Source organism: Pseudomonas sp. PF05 (genome assembly GCF_056521845.1).
Genome location: NZ_JBWLPW010000018.1, coordinates 79,966 through 93,873, shown reverse-complemented (window position 1 = coordinate 93,873; position 13,908 = coordinate 79,966). Strand labels below are relative to the sequence as shown.

Annotated in this window: 10 protein-coding genes; 8 read left to right on the top strand and 2 right to left on the bottom strand. The window is 62.1% G+C overall.

Annotated features, from left to right (window positions below):
• The first annotated feature begins 375 nt into the window (after positions 1-375).
• The 8 genes from nosR (at position 376) to nahK (ending at position 12,205) form a co-directional block, all read left to right on the top strand.
• Entirely contained in the window at positions 376-2,544 is a 2,169-nt protein-coding gene (gene nosR, locus AC09SL_RS24690) for a transcriptional regulator NosR (RefSeq protein ID WP_231139269.1), read from the top strand.
• Between the two features lie 53 nt (positions 2,545-2,597).
• On the top strand, positions 2,598-4,517 hold the full coding sequence (nosZ, locus tag AC09SL_RS24685; RefSeq protein WP_058544872.1) for a TAT-dependent nitrous-oxide reductase: 1,920 nt from the start codon (positions 2,598-2,600) through the stop codon (positions 4,515-4,517).
• A 26-nt stretch (positions 4,518-4,543) separates the two neighbouring features.
• Positions 4,544-5,863 carry a nitrous oxide reductase family maturation protein NosD gene (locus tag AC09SL_RS24680; RefSeq protein ID WP_058544873.1) on the top strand — a complete coding sequence of 440 codons (1,320 nt, stop codon included), beginning with the start codon at positions 4,544-4,546 and terminating at the stop codon, positions 5,861-5,863.
• Complete coding sequence (locus tag AC09SL_RS24675) at positions 5,860-6,777, top strand: ABC transporter ATP-binding protein (RefSeq protein ID WP_058544874.1); 918 nt, start codon at positions 5,860-5,862, stop codon at positions 6,775-6,777. Before AC09SL_RS24680 ends, AC09SL_RS24675 begins: the two co-directional genes overlap by 4 nt.
• Positions 6,774-7,604, top strand: a complete 831-nt coding sequence (locus AC09SL_RS24670; protein ID WP_046062341.1) for an ABC transporter permease — start codon at positions 6,774-6,776, stop codon at positions 7,602-7,604. Before AC09SL_RS24675 ends, AC09SL_RS24670 begins: the two co-directional genes overlap by 4 nt.
• Before the next feature lie 30 nt (positions 7,605-7,634).
• Positions 7,635-8,162, top strand: a complete 528-nt coding sequence (locus tag AC09SL_RS24665) for a nitrous oxide reductase accessory protein NosL (protein WP_058544875.1) — start codon at positions 7,635-7,637, stop codon at positions 8,160-8,162.
• A gap of 307 nt (positions 8,163-8,469) precedes the next feature.
• Positions 8,470-9,633 (top strand): nitric oxide-sensing protein NosP, encoded by a 1,164-nt coding sequence (gene nosP, locus AC09SL_RS24660; RefSeq protein ID WP_058544876.1) that lies wholly within the window; start codon positions 8,470-8,472, stop codon positions 9,631-9,633.
• Positions 9,563-12,205, top strand: a complete 2,643-nt coding sequence (gene nahK, locus AC09SL_RS24655; protein WP_081264523.1) for a hybrid sensor histidine kinase/response regulator NahK/ErcS' — start codon at positions 9,563-9,565, stop codon at positions 12,203-12,205. The genes nosP and nahK overlap by 71 nt, the downstream gene beginning before the upstream one ends.
• 273 nt (positions 12,206-12,478) lie before the next feature.
• On the opposite strand, the gene AC09SL_RS24650 is transcribed toward nahK, so the two are convergent.
• Both AC09SL_RS24650 and AC09SL_RS24645 read right to left on the bottom strand, forming a co-directional pair.
• Positions 12,479-13,144, bottom strand: a complete 666-nt coding sequence (locus tag AC09SL_RS24650) for a response regulator transcription factor (RefSeq protein ID WP_053122521.1) — start codon at positions 13,142-13,144, stop codon at positions 12,479-12,481.
• A 59-nt stretch (positions 13,145-13,203) separates the two neighbouring features.
• Complete coding sequence (locus tag AC09SL_RS24645; protein WP_058544878.1) at positions 13,204-13,737, bottom strand: PQQ-dependent catabolism-associated CXXCW motif protein; 534 nt, start codon at positions 13,735-13,737, stop codon at positions 13,204-13,206.
• Positions 13,738-13,908: the final 171 nt, after the last annotated feature.

Genomic DNA, 13,908 nt, shown 5'->3' with positions numbered 1-13,908 from the left:
CCCCCCGATAACTGACGAGGGCGCTTGCTCGCGCTGGGCTCTGTAGGAGCTGGCGAAGCCTGCGATCTTTTGATCTTGATCTTGATCTTGATCTTTCGCTTGAGATTCAAGTGTCTGGGGAGAGATCGCAGCCTCGTTGCACTCGACAGCTCCTACACAGCTCCTACACAGCTCCTACACAGCTCCTATGCAGCTCCTACGCAGCACCTACGCAGTTCCTACTGCTCCAGCGGGAGTGCGCTCGCCGCAAAAAAGGCTCGCGTCTGTACATGGATTCGGGTTTAAGTTTTTCCCAAGTTGATTTCAATCAAGGGCCGAAGAAGGGGCCGGCCCCTACCATGATCGCCAAGATCCTGTCTTTAAGCCCTGGCGTCCATGACCCCTCCCTTTGTGATGTTGCACCTATCCCGCTTCTGGCTCCGTGGGCTGTTCGTTTTCCTGCTGTTATTCATGGGCCTGGCCCAGGCCAAGGATTACGGTGACACCCCGCAACAGCGCATCCACCATGTCCTGAACCAGACCGACTCGATCTCCGAGCCCGAAGGGCGGTTCAAGGTGCGCACGCTGTCCGCTGCCGGCAAGGTCCTGGGCTATGTGTTCCAAAGCCTGGACGTGGTGGACATTCCCGCCTATTCCGGCAAACCGATCAATGTTCAGGTAATCCTCGATCCGGCCGGTGTGATTCTCGATGCCTATGTGCTCGAACACCATGAGCCGATTCTGCTGATCGGCATCGCCGAAGAAAAACTCCACGCGTTCAGCGCACGCTACAGCGGCATCAAGGTCAACCAGCGGGTGGTGGTGGGGCATTCCAGCGACCCGAATGCCGTGACCGTGGATGCCATCGCCGGGGCCACTGTGACGGCGATGGTGGTCAACGAGGTCATCATGCGTGCCGCCCACGATGTCGCGGTGTCCCTGGGCCTGGTCAAGGGCAATGCGGGGTTGGCGGTGGCGCCAGCACGTGTGCGTGAGGACATCTACGAGCCGGCCGACTGGAAGACCTTGACCGGCAACGGCGCAGTACGCCGCCTGCACCTGACTCGCGGTCAAGTAGACGCCACCTTCAAAGGCACCGACGCCGAACAGGTCGAAGTCGCCAACGCCGAGCAGGCCGACGACACGTTCATCGACCTGTACGTCACCCACCTCAACCCGCCCACCATCGGTCGTAACCTGCTGGGCGATGCGCAGTACCGCAGGCTGATGAGCGAACTCAAGCCCGGTGAGCAAGCCATTGCCGTGATGGGCAGTGGGCGCTACTCCTTCAAGGGCTCGGGTTATGTGCGTGGCGGCATTTTCGATCGGGTGCTGGTGCGCCAGTTCGGCGACGTCATCAGCTTCCGTGACATGGACTTCCAGCGCCTGGATGACGTGGCCGCCGAGGACATGCCTGAGTTCGACGAAATGGCGGTGTTCATCGTCCGCGCCTCCCACCGTTTCGACCCTGGTTCGCCCTGGAGCCTGGAACTGCTGATACGCCGTCAGACCGGGCCGGTCAGCGGTATTTTCAGCAGCTTCGAGCTGGCCTATCAGTTGCCGGAGCCCTACCTGGAGCGGCCATTGCCGACCGCCGAACAACTGGCGGCGGCCGAAGAAGCCAGCCGGCCGATGTGGCTGACGCTCTGGTACCAGAAAAGTGTCGAAATCAGCGTGCTTGGCGTAGCCCTGCTGGTGCTGACGGCGATCCTGTTTTTTCAGGATTCACTGGCCCGGCGGCCGACGCTGTTGCATTGGCTACGCCGCGGCTACCTGGTGTTCACCGTCGTGTTTCTGGGCGGCTATGCCTTGGCCCAGTTATCGGTGGTCAACGTGCTGACCTTCGTCCATGCCTTGTTCGAAGGCTTTCGCTGGGAGCTGTTCCTCACCGATCCACTGATCTTCATCCTCTGGGTGTTCACCGCCGGCAGCATTCTGCTGTGGGGGCGTGGGGTGTTCTGCGGCTGGCTGTGTCCGTTTGGCGCGTTGCAGGAGTTGATCAACGAACTGGCGCGCAAGCTCAAGGTGCCCCAATACGAGCTGCCGTTCGCCGTCCATGAGCGGCTCTGGGCGATCAAGTACATCATTTTGCTGGTGCTGTTCGGCGTTTCGCTGGAGTCGATGGCCACCGCCGAGCGGCTGGCTGAAGTGGAACCCTTCAAGACCGCCATCACCCTCAGGTTCGACCGCCAGTGGTGGTTCGTGGCCTACGCAGTGGGCCTGCTGGTGATCAACCTGTTTACCCGCAAGGTCTATTGCCGCTACGTCTGCCCGCTGGGCGCGGCCCTGGCGATGCCGACCCGGCTGCGGCTGTTCGACTGGCTCAAGCGCCGCAAGGAATGTGGCAACCCCTGCCAACTGTGCGCCAAGGAATGCGAGATCCAGGCGATTCATCCCGATGGCCGGATCAATGCCAACGAATGCCATTACTGCCTCGACTGCCAGATGACCTGGCACAACGAAAACAAATGCCCGCCGCTGATCAACAAGCGCAAGAAACGCGGCAAGGCGACCGTGACCGATGCGCAACTGATTCCCGTGGTGCAGGTGAACCCGGCGCCTTGAGGCACCCCAATGGCCTGTCCCTTGACCGTTTCATTCTTCATGGAGCACACAGCATGAGCGATAAAAAAAACCAGACCCCAGGCGCGGTGGAAGAACCCAGGGGGGTCAGCCGGCGCAGCTTTCTCGGCACCGGCGCGGTGACGGGGGCCGTACTGGCCGGCGCGACGGCGCTGGGGGCCGGGACGTTCACCCGTGAGTCCTGGGCTGCGGCGACCAAGGAGGCCAAGTCCAAGATCCACGTCGGGCCCGGGGAGCTGGATGAATATTACGGTTTCTGGAGCGGCGGCCACCAGGGCGAGGTGCGGGTGCTGGGCGTGCCATCGATGCGTGAGCTGATGCGCATCCCGGTGTTCAACGTCGACTCGGCCACCGGTTGGGGCCTGACCAACGAAAGCAAGCGCGTCCTGGGCGACAGCGCCAAGTACCAGAACGGCGATTGCCACCACCCGCACATCTCCATGACCGACGGCAAGTACGACGGCAAATACCTGTTCATCAACGACAAGGCCAACTCCCGGGTCGCGCGCATTCGCCTGGACATCATGAAGTGCGACAAGATCCTCACCGTGCCCAACGTGCAAGCCATCCACGGCCTGCGCCTGCAAAAGGTGCCATACACCAAGTACGTGTTCGCCAACGCTGAGTTCGTGATCCCGCACCCCAACGACGGCCATACCTTCGACCTGCAGGACAAAAACAGCTTCACGATGTTCAACGCCATCGACGCCGAGAAAATGGAAATGGCGTTCCAGGTGATCGTCGACGGCAACCTGGACAACTCCGACGCTGACTACACCGGCAAATACGCCGCCAGCACCTGCTACAACTCCGAGAAGGCCTACGACCTGGGCGGCATGATGCGCAACGAGCGCGACTGGGTGGTGGTGTTCAACATCCCGCGTATCGAGGCGGCGATCAAGGCCGGCAAGTTCATCCACCTGGACGGCTCCAAGGTGCCGGTGGTCGATGGCCGCAAGACCGATGGCAAGGACTCCGAATTCACCCGCTACATTCCCGTGCCCAAGAACCCCCACGGGCTCAATACCTCGCCGGACGGCAAATATTTCATCGCCAACGGCAAGCTGTCGCCCACGGTCTCGATGATCGCCATCGACCGTCTGGATGACTTGTTCAACGACCGTTACAAGGATCCACGCGAAGTGATCGTCGCTGAGCCGGAACTGGGGCTCGGGCCACTGCACACCACGTTCGACGGACGCGGCAATGCCTACACGACCCTGTTCATCGACAGCCAGGTGGTGAAGTGGAACATGGAAGATGCCATCCGCGCCTACAAGGGCGAGAAGGTCAATTACATCAAGCAGAAGCTCGACGTCCAGTATCAGCCCGGCCACAACCATGCGTCCCTCACCGAAACCAGCGAGGCGGACGGCAAATGGCTGGTGGTGTTGTGCAAATTCTCCAAGGACCGCTTCCTGCCCACTGGCCCATTGCACCCGGAGAACGATCAACTGATCGACATTTCCGGTGAAGAAATGAAACTGGTGCACGACGGCCCGGCCTTCGCCGAGCCCCATGACTGCATTCTCGCGCGGCGCGACCAGATCAAGACCCAGAAAATCTGGAACCGTAACGATCCATTCTTCGCCGGCACCGTGGAACTGGCAAAGAAGGACGGCATCAACCTGGAAACCGACAACAAGGTCATTCGCGACGGCAACAAGGTGCGGGTGTACATGACCTCGATGGCGCCTGCCTATGGCCTGACGGAGTTCACCGTCAAGCAAGGCAACGAGGTGACGGTGACCATCACCAACATCGACCAGATCGAAGACGTGTCCCACGGCTTTGTCATGACCAACCACGGCGCCAGCATGGAGATCAGCCCGCAACAGACCTCATCCATCACGTTCACCGCCGACAAGGCTGGCTTGCACTGGTACTACTGCAGCTGGTTCTGTCACGCCCTGCACATGGAAATGGTCGGGCGCATGCTGGTTGAAAAAGCCTGAAACGGCTCGTCAAGGAGACAGGTGCAATGACCGGGAAAACGCCGCAACCTGCGGGCCATGCTCGCCAACCGGTCATTGCGCTGGTGCTTTGCCTGTTATCGGGAGGCGCGTTCGGCGCGCCGCAGCCGATCACCGATTTGCCTTTGCAGGCTGAGGGCGACCAGCAATGGCGCCTGCCTGCGGGCCAGTACCGGGGCTCGTTCAGCATCGACCAGCCCATGACCCTCACCTGTGCGCCGCAGGCGATATTCCAGGGCCAGGGCGAGGGCAATGGCGTGATCATTCGCGCCCCGAACGTACGGATCCAGGGGTGTACGTTCCTGGACTGGGGCCACGACCTGACGGCCATGAACGCGGCCGTGTTCATCCAACCGCTCGCCCAAGGGGCCGTGATTCGTGACAACCGGATGCAGGGCCAGGGCTTCGGTATCTGGGTCGATGGCACGCGGGACGTCAGCCTGATCGACAACCGCATCCAGGGCGACCCCAGCCTGCGCTCCCAAGACCGTGGCAATGGCATCCATTTGTATGCCGTACACGGCGCCCGGGTCATCGGTAACCAGGTGCGCGAAACCCGCGATGGCATCTACATCGACACTTCCAATGGCAATCTGCTCCAGGGCAATGTCCTGGAGGACCTGCGCTACGGCGTGCACTACATGTTCGCCAACGATAACCGCCTGCTGGACAACGTCACCCGGCGTACCCGCACCGGCTACGCCTTGATGCAAAGCCGCCAGCTGACGGTCGTCGGCAATCGCTCCGAACAGGATCAGAACTACGGGATCCTGATGAACTACATCACCTATTCCACACTGCGCGACAACTTCGTCACCGATGTGCGCGACGGGTCCACCGGCGACACCATGATCACCGGCGCCGAGGGCAAGGCCCTGTTCATTTACAACTCGTTGTTCAACCGCATCGAAGGCAATCATTTCGAGCGCAGCGCCGTGGGTATCCACCTGACCGCCGGCTCGGAGGATAACCGCATCGCCGGCAATGCCTTCGTCCACAACCAGCGTCAGGTCAAATACGTTGCCACGCGGCTGCAGGAATGGTCGGCGGATGGCCGCGGCAATTACTGGAGCGACTACCTGGGCTGGGATCGCAACGGCGACGGCCTGGGCGATGTGGCCTATGAACCCAACGACAACGTCGATCGCCTGCTGTGGCTGTATCCCCAGGTGCGGTTGTTGATGAACAGCCCGGGGATCGAACTGCTGCGTTGGGTGCAGCGAGCCTTCCCGGTGATGAAATCCCCCGGGGTGATGGACAGTCATCCGCTGATGCAAACGCCTGTCCAACCCCCGCCACGCAACAGTGCCCAGGAGGATGCGTCTTGAACGTCGTCGAGATCGAAGGGGTCAGTCAGTACTATGGTGATGTCGCCGTGCTGCGCGGGCTGGACTTGAACCTGGCCCAGGGCGAAGTGCTCGGCCTGTTCGGGCATAACGGTGCGGGCAAGACCACCACCATGAAGCTGATCCTCGGTTTGCTGCGGGCCAGCGAGGGCCAGGTACGTGTTTTCGGCCGCGCGCCCAGCGACCCGAGCGTGCGGCAGATGCTCGGTTATCTGCCCGAGAACGTGATGTTCTATCCGCAGTTGAGCGGGCTGGAAACCTTGCGCCATTTTGCCCGGCTCAAAGGTGCGGCACCGCAGCAGGTGCAGCGTTTGCTGGATGAGGTCGGGCTGGCGGGGGCCGCGACACGGCGCGTGAAGACGTATTCCAAGGGCATGCGCCAGCGCCTCGGCCTGGCCCAGGCGCTGCTCGGCCAACCGCGTCTGTTATTGCTGGATGAACCGACCGTGGGCCTGGACCCCATCGCCACCCAGGACCTCTATCAGTTGCTCGACCGCCTGCGTTGGCAGGGCACCAGCATCATTCTCTGTTCCCACGTCTTGCCTGGCGTGGAAGCTCACATCAACCGCGCCGCGATTCTCACCCGAGGGCGCCTGTTGGCCCTGGGCAGCCTGGCCCGGCTGCGGGAGGACGCGGGGTTGCCGACGTTGATCCGCGCCTCGGGCCTGTCGCGGGCCGACTGGCTTCGCCAGCATTGGCACAGTGAAGGACACGTCACCCAAGGCTGGGGCGCCGAAGGGGTGCAGGTGTCCGCGCCGGATGGCAGCAAGCTTAGGTTGCTGCGCCAGTTACTGGCCCAGGATGACCCGTCGGATGTCGAGATCAAGCCGCCGTCACTGGAAGATTTGTACCGTCATTACATGGTCCGTGCCGCGGCCGAGGAGACCCGCCTATGAATCCGGTCTGGAACATGGCCCGCAAGGAATTCAGCGATGGCCTGCGCAATCGCTGGTTATTGGCGATCAGCCTGTTGTTCGCGGTGCTGGCGATCGGCATCGCCTGGCTCGGCGCGGCGGCATCCGGTCAACTGGGGTTCACCTCGGTGCCGGCCACGGTGGCGAGCCTGTCCAGCCTGGCGACCTTCCTGATGCCGCTGATTGCCTTGCTGCTGGCCTATGACGCGATTGTCGGCGAGGACGAGAGCGGCACCTTGCTGCTGTTGCTGACCTACCCGTTGGGCCGCGGCCAATTGCTGCTGGGCAAGTTTGTGGGGCATGGCCTGATCCTGGCCCTGGCCACCTTCATCGGTTTTGGCTGCGCGATGCTGGCTATCGCCCTGTGGGTGGACGATGTCCAGTTGAGCCTGCTGCTCTGGGCCTTCGGTCGCTTCATGGTGTCCAGCACGCTGCTGGGCTGGGTGTTCCTCGGGTTGGCGTATGTGCTGAGCAGCCTGTCGGCAGAGAAATCCACCGCCGCCGGATTGGCGCTGGGGGTGTGGTTTTTCTTCGTGCTGGTGTTCGACCTGGCGTTGCTGGCCTTGCTGGTGCTGAGCGAAGGGCGCTTCAGCCCTGAACTGTTGCCATGGCTGTTGCTGTTCAACCCTACGGACGTGTATCGGCTGATCAACCTGTCCGGGTTCGATGCGGCGTCCAGCGGCGCCGCGGTGCTGACCTTGGGCAGCGACCTGCCGGTGTCGGCGCCGTTGCTCTGGCTGTGCCTGGGCCTGTGGATGGCGGTGCCGTTATGGCTGGCCTATCGGTTGTTCAATCGCCGATGCCCGTGAATTTCAATCTTGATAAGGGAGCATGCAACGATGAACAAGGTGTACCTCAAGGGAGGCCGCCTCCTGGCCGGGGTGTTGATGTGCCTGGCGCTGACGGCCTGCGGCAAGGCCGAGCCACCTGCGGCCAGCGAGGCGGCGCTGGCGTTTCATCCCAGTGACGAGTGCCATGTGTGCGGCATGGTCATCACTGACTTCCCCGGGCCCAAGGGCGCGGCGGTCGGGGCAGGGGGCGTGAAGAAATTCTGCTCGCCGGCGGAGATGCTGGGCTGGTGGTTGCAGCCGGAAAACCATCGGGCCGACGTCAAGCTGTATGTCCACGACATGGGCCGCAGCCATTGGGACACGCCGGATGACGCCCACCTGATCGACGCCCGCACTGCCTACTTCGTTATCGGCAGCGGGCTCAAAGGCGCCATGGGCGTGGTACTGGCCTCGTTCTCCGATCCCCAGGCGGCACAAAAACTCGCCAGCGATACCGGCGGCCGGGTGCTGCGTCTGGATGACATCGACCAGAAACAGCTGGGGCAGGCGAGCGCCATGTCGTCGATGAGTCACTGATATAGCCTGGGCACTGAACCGCTCTTTGTGGCGAAAGAACTTGCTCCTGCTGAGGTCTGTAGGAGCTGTGAGCTGTCGAGTGCAACGAGGCTGCGATCTTTCCCCAGCCACTTGAGTCTCAAGCGAAAGATCAAAAGATCGCAGGCTTCGCCAGCTCCTACAGACTCCGGCGGGAACAAGTTCCCTCGCTGCGTTGTGCATCAATCTCATCCCATGGAAGCGTCCACCCGCTACCCAAGTAGCATTCGTCGACTCGACGCGGCTTCGTACACTCAGGGCTCCTATCACGCACCCGTCGGAGGCGAAGATGCAGCAGGCCCAGAGCGAAGGTGTGGTGAGCGCCATGTCCCAGGCGACGGACGTCCAGCAGGTGGCCCAGGCGTTGGCGCGGCAGTTGCTGCACCCGCACCTGGGCTTCGTGCTGTTTTTCTGTTCCGCCGAATATGATTTGCCGGCCCTGGGCCAGGCGCTGTCCCGGAGTTTCGGCGGGATTCGCCTGGTGGGCTGTACCAGCGCCGGTGAAATCACCACCCAAGGTTATGGTCGCAACTGCGTGACGGCGGTGGGGTTCGATCATCGGCATTTTTCCATTGCCGCCGAGCTGATCGGTGAAATGGAGCACTTCAGCCTGATCGACGCCCAGCAAATGGTCGAGCGCCTGGCCAGCGGCTGTCGCAGCAACGCCCTGGCACCGATCAAGGGCCACAGTTTCGCCTTGACCCTGCTCGATGGCCTGTCCAGTCGCGAGGAAATGGTACTGGCGGCCTTGAGCGCCGCGCTGGGGGACATCCCGCATTTCGGCGGCTCGGCCGGCGATGACAACTACCTGACCCACACCCATGTGTACTTCGAAGGCCAGTTCCACAGTGGCGCGGCGGTGGTGGTGCTGATCAATACCTGGCTGGAATTCGAAGTCTTCACCACCCATCACATCCTGCCCCGACAGGAAAAACTGGTGGTGACCGGCGCCGACAGCGCCTCGCGACGGGTCTACGAGCTCAACGCCGAACCGGCCGCCGAAGAATACGCCCGGCACATCGGCGTGCCGGTGAGCGCCCTCGACTACCGGGTCTTCGCCGCCCATCCCTTGGCGGTGCGCATCAATGACCAGTACTACGTGCGAGCCATCCAGCAGGTGCACCCGGACCTGAGCCTGAGTTTCTACTGTGCGGTGGAGAACGGCATCGTCCTCACTGCGATGACCCCCGGTCCTTTGCTGCAGAACCTGCAAACGCTGTTCGACGGTTTGCAGGCGCGCCTCGGCGACTTGCTGCTGACTATCGGTTGCGATTGCTTCCTCCGGCGCCTGGAGCTGGAAGACCGCGGCGGGCTGGAGCAGATCGGCCAGTTCTTGCGCGAACAACGGGTGATGGGGTTCAACACCTATGGAGAACAGTTCAATGGCATGCACATCAACCAGACGTTCACCGGAGTTGCCATTGCCCGACATCGCGTCCCTGGCCATCGCTGAGCTGCAGGCCCAGCTCGCTGCCCTGCAGCATGAGAATCGCAAGTTGCGGCGCATCAACGAGGCGCTGATCGAACGGGTGGAGTCCGGCGTAACCCGGGGCAATGACCCGTATGCGGCGTTCCAGCACTCGGTGGTGCTCGCCGAGCAGGTTCGCGAGCGCACCGATGCGCTGAACCAGGCCATGGCTGAACTCAAGGCCGGCAATCACTTGCTGGGCGAGGCGCGGCTGCGGGCAGAAACGGCCCACCGGCACCTGATCGATGCCATCGAAAGCATCTCCGATGCGTTTGTGCTGTTCGACGAGCAGCAACGCATCGTCCTGTTCAACAGCCGCTTCAAGGCATTCTGGGCCAACAGCCGGGTGCGCATCATCGCCGGCATGCGCCTTTCCGAGGTCAAGCGCTTGATGACCGCCAACGGGCTGTTCAGCGAAGAACCCCGGGGCCAGGCCGACGAGCACGTGCTGTATCGCTTGCAGAACGGGCGTTGGCTGCAAGTCAGTGAGCGGCCGACCCAGGAGGGCGGGCGGGTCATCCTGTTTACCGACATCACCGACGTCAAGCTCAGCGAAACCGTGCGCCGCGAGCAAGCCATCGCGCAGAAATCCCACCTGTTGCAGCGGGCGGTGGACAACCTGTCCCAGGGCGTGGCGATGGTCAACGCCCAGGGCGTGCTGGAGCTGTGGAACCGGCGCTTCCTCGAACTCAGCGGCCTGGCACCGGTAGCGGCCCACCGGCCGTTCAACGAAGTGATTGCCGACAGTGAGTTGCAACTGCTGACCCCGGCCAGTCGCGACAGCAACGGTCGGTTGATCCACGAATCCGAGCAACGCCTGTCCGATGGCCGGGTCCTGGAGATCCGCACGCATCCCTTGCCCACCGGTGGCTACGTCAACACCTTCACCGACATCACCGAACGCTACCAGCACGCCGAGGCGCTGAGCGAAAGCGAGCGTTGGATCCGCCTGATCACCGACCATGTGCCAGCGCTGATCGCCTACCTCAACGCCGACCTGGTCTACGAATTCACCAACAAGGTCTACGAGCAATGGTATTGCTGGCCCCGTGGCGTGATGCTCGGCCAGAGCCTGCGCGAAGCCCACAGCGAGCAGCATTACCAGCGCCTGGAAGCCTACGTGGCGCGGGCGCTGGCGGGTGAGAGCGTGACGTTCGAGTTCGCCGAGACCAACATCAACAACCAGGAGCGCTACATGCTGCGCTCCTATGTACCCAACCGCCTGGCCAACGGCGAAGTGGTGGGGATTTTCGTGCTGATCCGCGACATCACCGAACGCCGGCGCACCGCTGAAGCGCTGCACCAGGCCTACCAGAACCTGGAACAGCGGGTCCAGGAACGCACGGCCGAACTGACCACCCTCAACGACCAGTTGCTGCGCGAAATCGACGAGCGCAGCCGGGTGGAACTGCGCCTGCGGGAGGCCAAGCGCGAGGCCGAGCAGGCGAACCTGTCGAAGACCAAGTTTCTCGCGGCGGTCAGCCATGACCTGCTGCAACCGCTCAACGCCGCCCGGCTGTTCACCAGCGCCTTGCTTGAGCGCCGCGAGCCGGTCGCCAACGCGCAACTGGTGCGCAACGTCAGCAATTCGTTGCAGGACGTCGAGAACCTGTTGGGCACCCTGGTGGACATCTCCAAGCTGGACGCCGGGGTGATCAAGGCCGATGTCGCGCCGTTCGGCCTCAGTGAGCTGCTCGACAACCTGGCTGCCGAATACGCCCAGATCGCCCGCAGCGAAGGGCTGGAGTTGCATTTTGTCGGCTGTTCGGTGCTGGTGCGCAGCGACATGCAATTGCTGGCGCGGATCCTGCGCAATCTGCTGAGCAACGCCATTCGCTACACCCCCAGCGGTCGGGTGGTACTGGGTTGCCGGCGCCACCGTCAGTGCGTGTCGATCCAGGTCTGGGACAGCGGCATCGGCATTGCCGATAACCGCTTGGAGGAAATATTCCAGGAGTTCAAGCGCGGCGACGTGCAGCGCCCGAACCAGGACCGAGGCTTGGGCCTGGGCCTGGCGATTGTCGAGAAAATTGCAGGGATCCTCGGGCACCGGATCCAGGTGCGCTCCTGGCCGGGCAAGGGCTCGATGTTCTCTATCGACGTGCCGCTGAGTGCCACCGCACCCAAGCCGCTGCCGTGCCTGGACATGAGCGAGCCGATGCTCGAACGCCTGCGTGGGGCTCGGGTCTGGGTGTTGGATAACGACGCGGCGATCTGTGCCGGCATGCGGACTTTGCTGGAGGGTTGGGGTTGCCAGGTAGTGACCGCGTTGTCGGAACAGGACCTGGCCCGCCAGGTGGACAACTACCACGCCGAGGTCGATTTACTGATCGCCGATTATCACCTGGACCACGATCAGAACGGCGTCGATGCCGTGGCCCGGATCAACGCCCGCCGGGCCTCACCGATCCCGGCCATGATGATCACCGCCAACTACAGCAACGAACTCAAGCAGCAGATCCGCGAGCAGGGGCACACCCTGATGCACAAACCGGTGCGGCCGATGAAGCTCAAGATTGCGATGAGTCATCTGTTGGGCCAGACCCAGAGCCATTAAGTCGAACGCTGTTGCGGCAAGGAGCTTGCTCCCGCCGTTCCTGTAGGCGCTGCGCAGGCGCTGCGTAGGAACTGTATTGGAGCTGTGTAGGAGCTGTGTAGGAGCTGTCGAGTGCAACGAGGCTGCGATCTTTCCAAAGACACTTGAATCTCAAGCGAAAGATCAAAAGATCAAAAGATCAAAAGATCAAAAGATCAAAAGATCAAAAGATCGCAGGCTTCGCCAGCTCCTACAGGCCCAGCGGGAGCAAGCTCCTTGCCACAGGGATGTGTGTCAACGCCGCAAATAAGCCCCGAAATCAATATCCCCGGCACTGAGGATCGCCTGCACCCGGTTGTGCACATTGAGCTTGCGCAGGATCGCCGAGACGTGGGCCTTGACCGTGGTTTCGGCGATGTCCAGGGTGTAGGCGATCTGTTTGTTCGATTCGCCCTTGGTCATGCGTTCGAGCACCAGCAATTGCTTGCGGGTCAGGGCCTGGAGCAGTTCCGGCGGGAACGCCGGGGTTTCGTTCAGGCGCCGGCCCATCGGGCTTTTTTGCGTGCGAATGATGTCGGGCGGCAGGTACACGTTGCCGTTGAGGATCTGCTCGATGGCGTCGGTCATCTGCGAGCGTGGCGAGGATTTGGTGATGAAACCCACCGCACCATACGTGATGGCCTGCAGCACCACTTGCTTGTCCTGCTCGGCGGAGACAATCACCACGGGGATGGTCGGGGCCTCGTTGCGCAGGTTGATCAGGCCATTGAGCCCGTGCATGCCGGGCATGTTCAGGTCCAGCAGGATCAGGTCCAGGTCGTCGTGCTCGGCAGTCAAGGCCAGGGCACTGTCCAGGTCGGCGGTCTCCATGACCTCGCTGCCCGGAAAACCGTCACTGATGACGTTGTGGATGGCTTCGCGAAACAGTGGGTGATCGTCGGCTATCAGGATTTTATACATGGCCATTCACCTCGTTATTGTCGTGTGGGGCAGGGCAGTTGCACGCACTTCTTGCAAGATCAGGGAAAGGGTTCGGGCCGGGCGGCTTGCAGGGGCAGGTTGGCCGCCTCCCACGCATCGAGGCCATCGCGATACCAGTACACATGGTTATAGCCCATGGCAGCGGCGCGTTTTACCGCGTTCCAGCTCAGCCAGCAATCGGCGCGGCAATAAAAGACCAACGGCGAATCCAACCGCCCGCCGGTGGCCGTGCGCAGGTGATGGCTGAAGTAGTCCTGCCAGGTCGGATCGAGGTCGCCGTCGCCGGTATTGGCCAGCCACAGGCTGCCGGGAAGGTTGGCGTGGGGTTCGTTGTCGATGAAGCGCCCTTGGAGCCACGGCCGACGATAAACGTCGATCAGCACCGGAGGCTGGGCTTGACTGAGCAGGCGTTGCAGGGCCTGGGTGTCGAGGGTCTGGGCGCCGTCGACGGTGGCGGGCGTCGGGCTGCGGTATTGGGCGATGCGATAGCCCTGCGCTGAAAACAACGCGGTATCGGCCTGCGCGACATTCAGCACCAGGCCCAGCAGGAGGATCGCCAGCAAACGGGGCATAGGATTTATCCTTTTTGTTATGCGCCCATTACATGCCAGGGTCGAGGTCTTGTGAATGCGACCATAGACAGGAAAACCGGTACTAAAGTAGTAATTTTAGTGCTAAAGACCGGCGCGACATGGAGAACATGCACCGAACCCTGTGGGAGCAAAGCTTGCTCGCGATAACGG

Bases quoted from the DNA above. Each gene is read 5' to 3' on its own strand.
- nosR (WP_231139269.1), top strand. From the start codon at position 376: ATGACCCCTCCCTTTGTGATGTTGCACCTATCCCGCTTCTGGCTCCGT.
- nosZ (WP_058544872.1), top strand. From the start codon at position 2,598: ATGAGCGATAAAAAAAACCAGACCCCAGGCGCGGTGGAAGAACCCAGG.
- AC09SL_RS24680 (WP_058544873.1), top strand. From the start codon at position 4,544: ATGACCGGGAAAACGCCGCAACCTGCGGGCCATGCTCGCCAACCGGTC.
- AC09SL_RS24670 (WP_046062341.1), top strand. From the start codon at position 6,774: ATGAATCCGGTCTGGAACATGGCCCGCAAGGAATTCAGCGATGGCCTG.
- AC09SL_RS24665 (WP_058544875.1), top strand. From the start codon at position 7,635: ATGAACAAGGTGTACCTCAAGGGAGGCCGCCTCCTGGCCGGGGTGTTG.
- nosP (WP_058544876.1), top strand. From the start codon at position 8,470: ATGCAGCAGGCCCAGAGCGAAGGTGTGGTGAGCGCCATGTCCCAGGCG.
- nahK (WP_081264523.1), top strand. From the start codon at position 9,563: ATGGCATGCACATCAACCAGACGTTCACCGGAGTTGCCATTGCCCGAC.
- AC09SL_RS24650 (WP_053122521.1), bottom strand. From the start codon at position 13,144: ATGTATAAAATCCTGATAGCCGACGATCACCCACTGTTTCGCGAAGCC.
- AC09SL_RS24645 (WP_058544878.1), bottom strand. From the start codon at position 13,737: ATGCCCCGTTTGCTGGCGATCCTCCTGCTGGGCCTGGTGCTGAATGTC.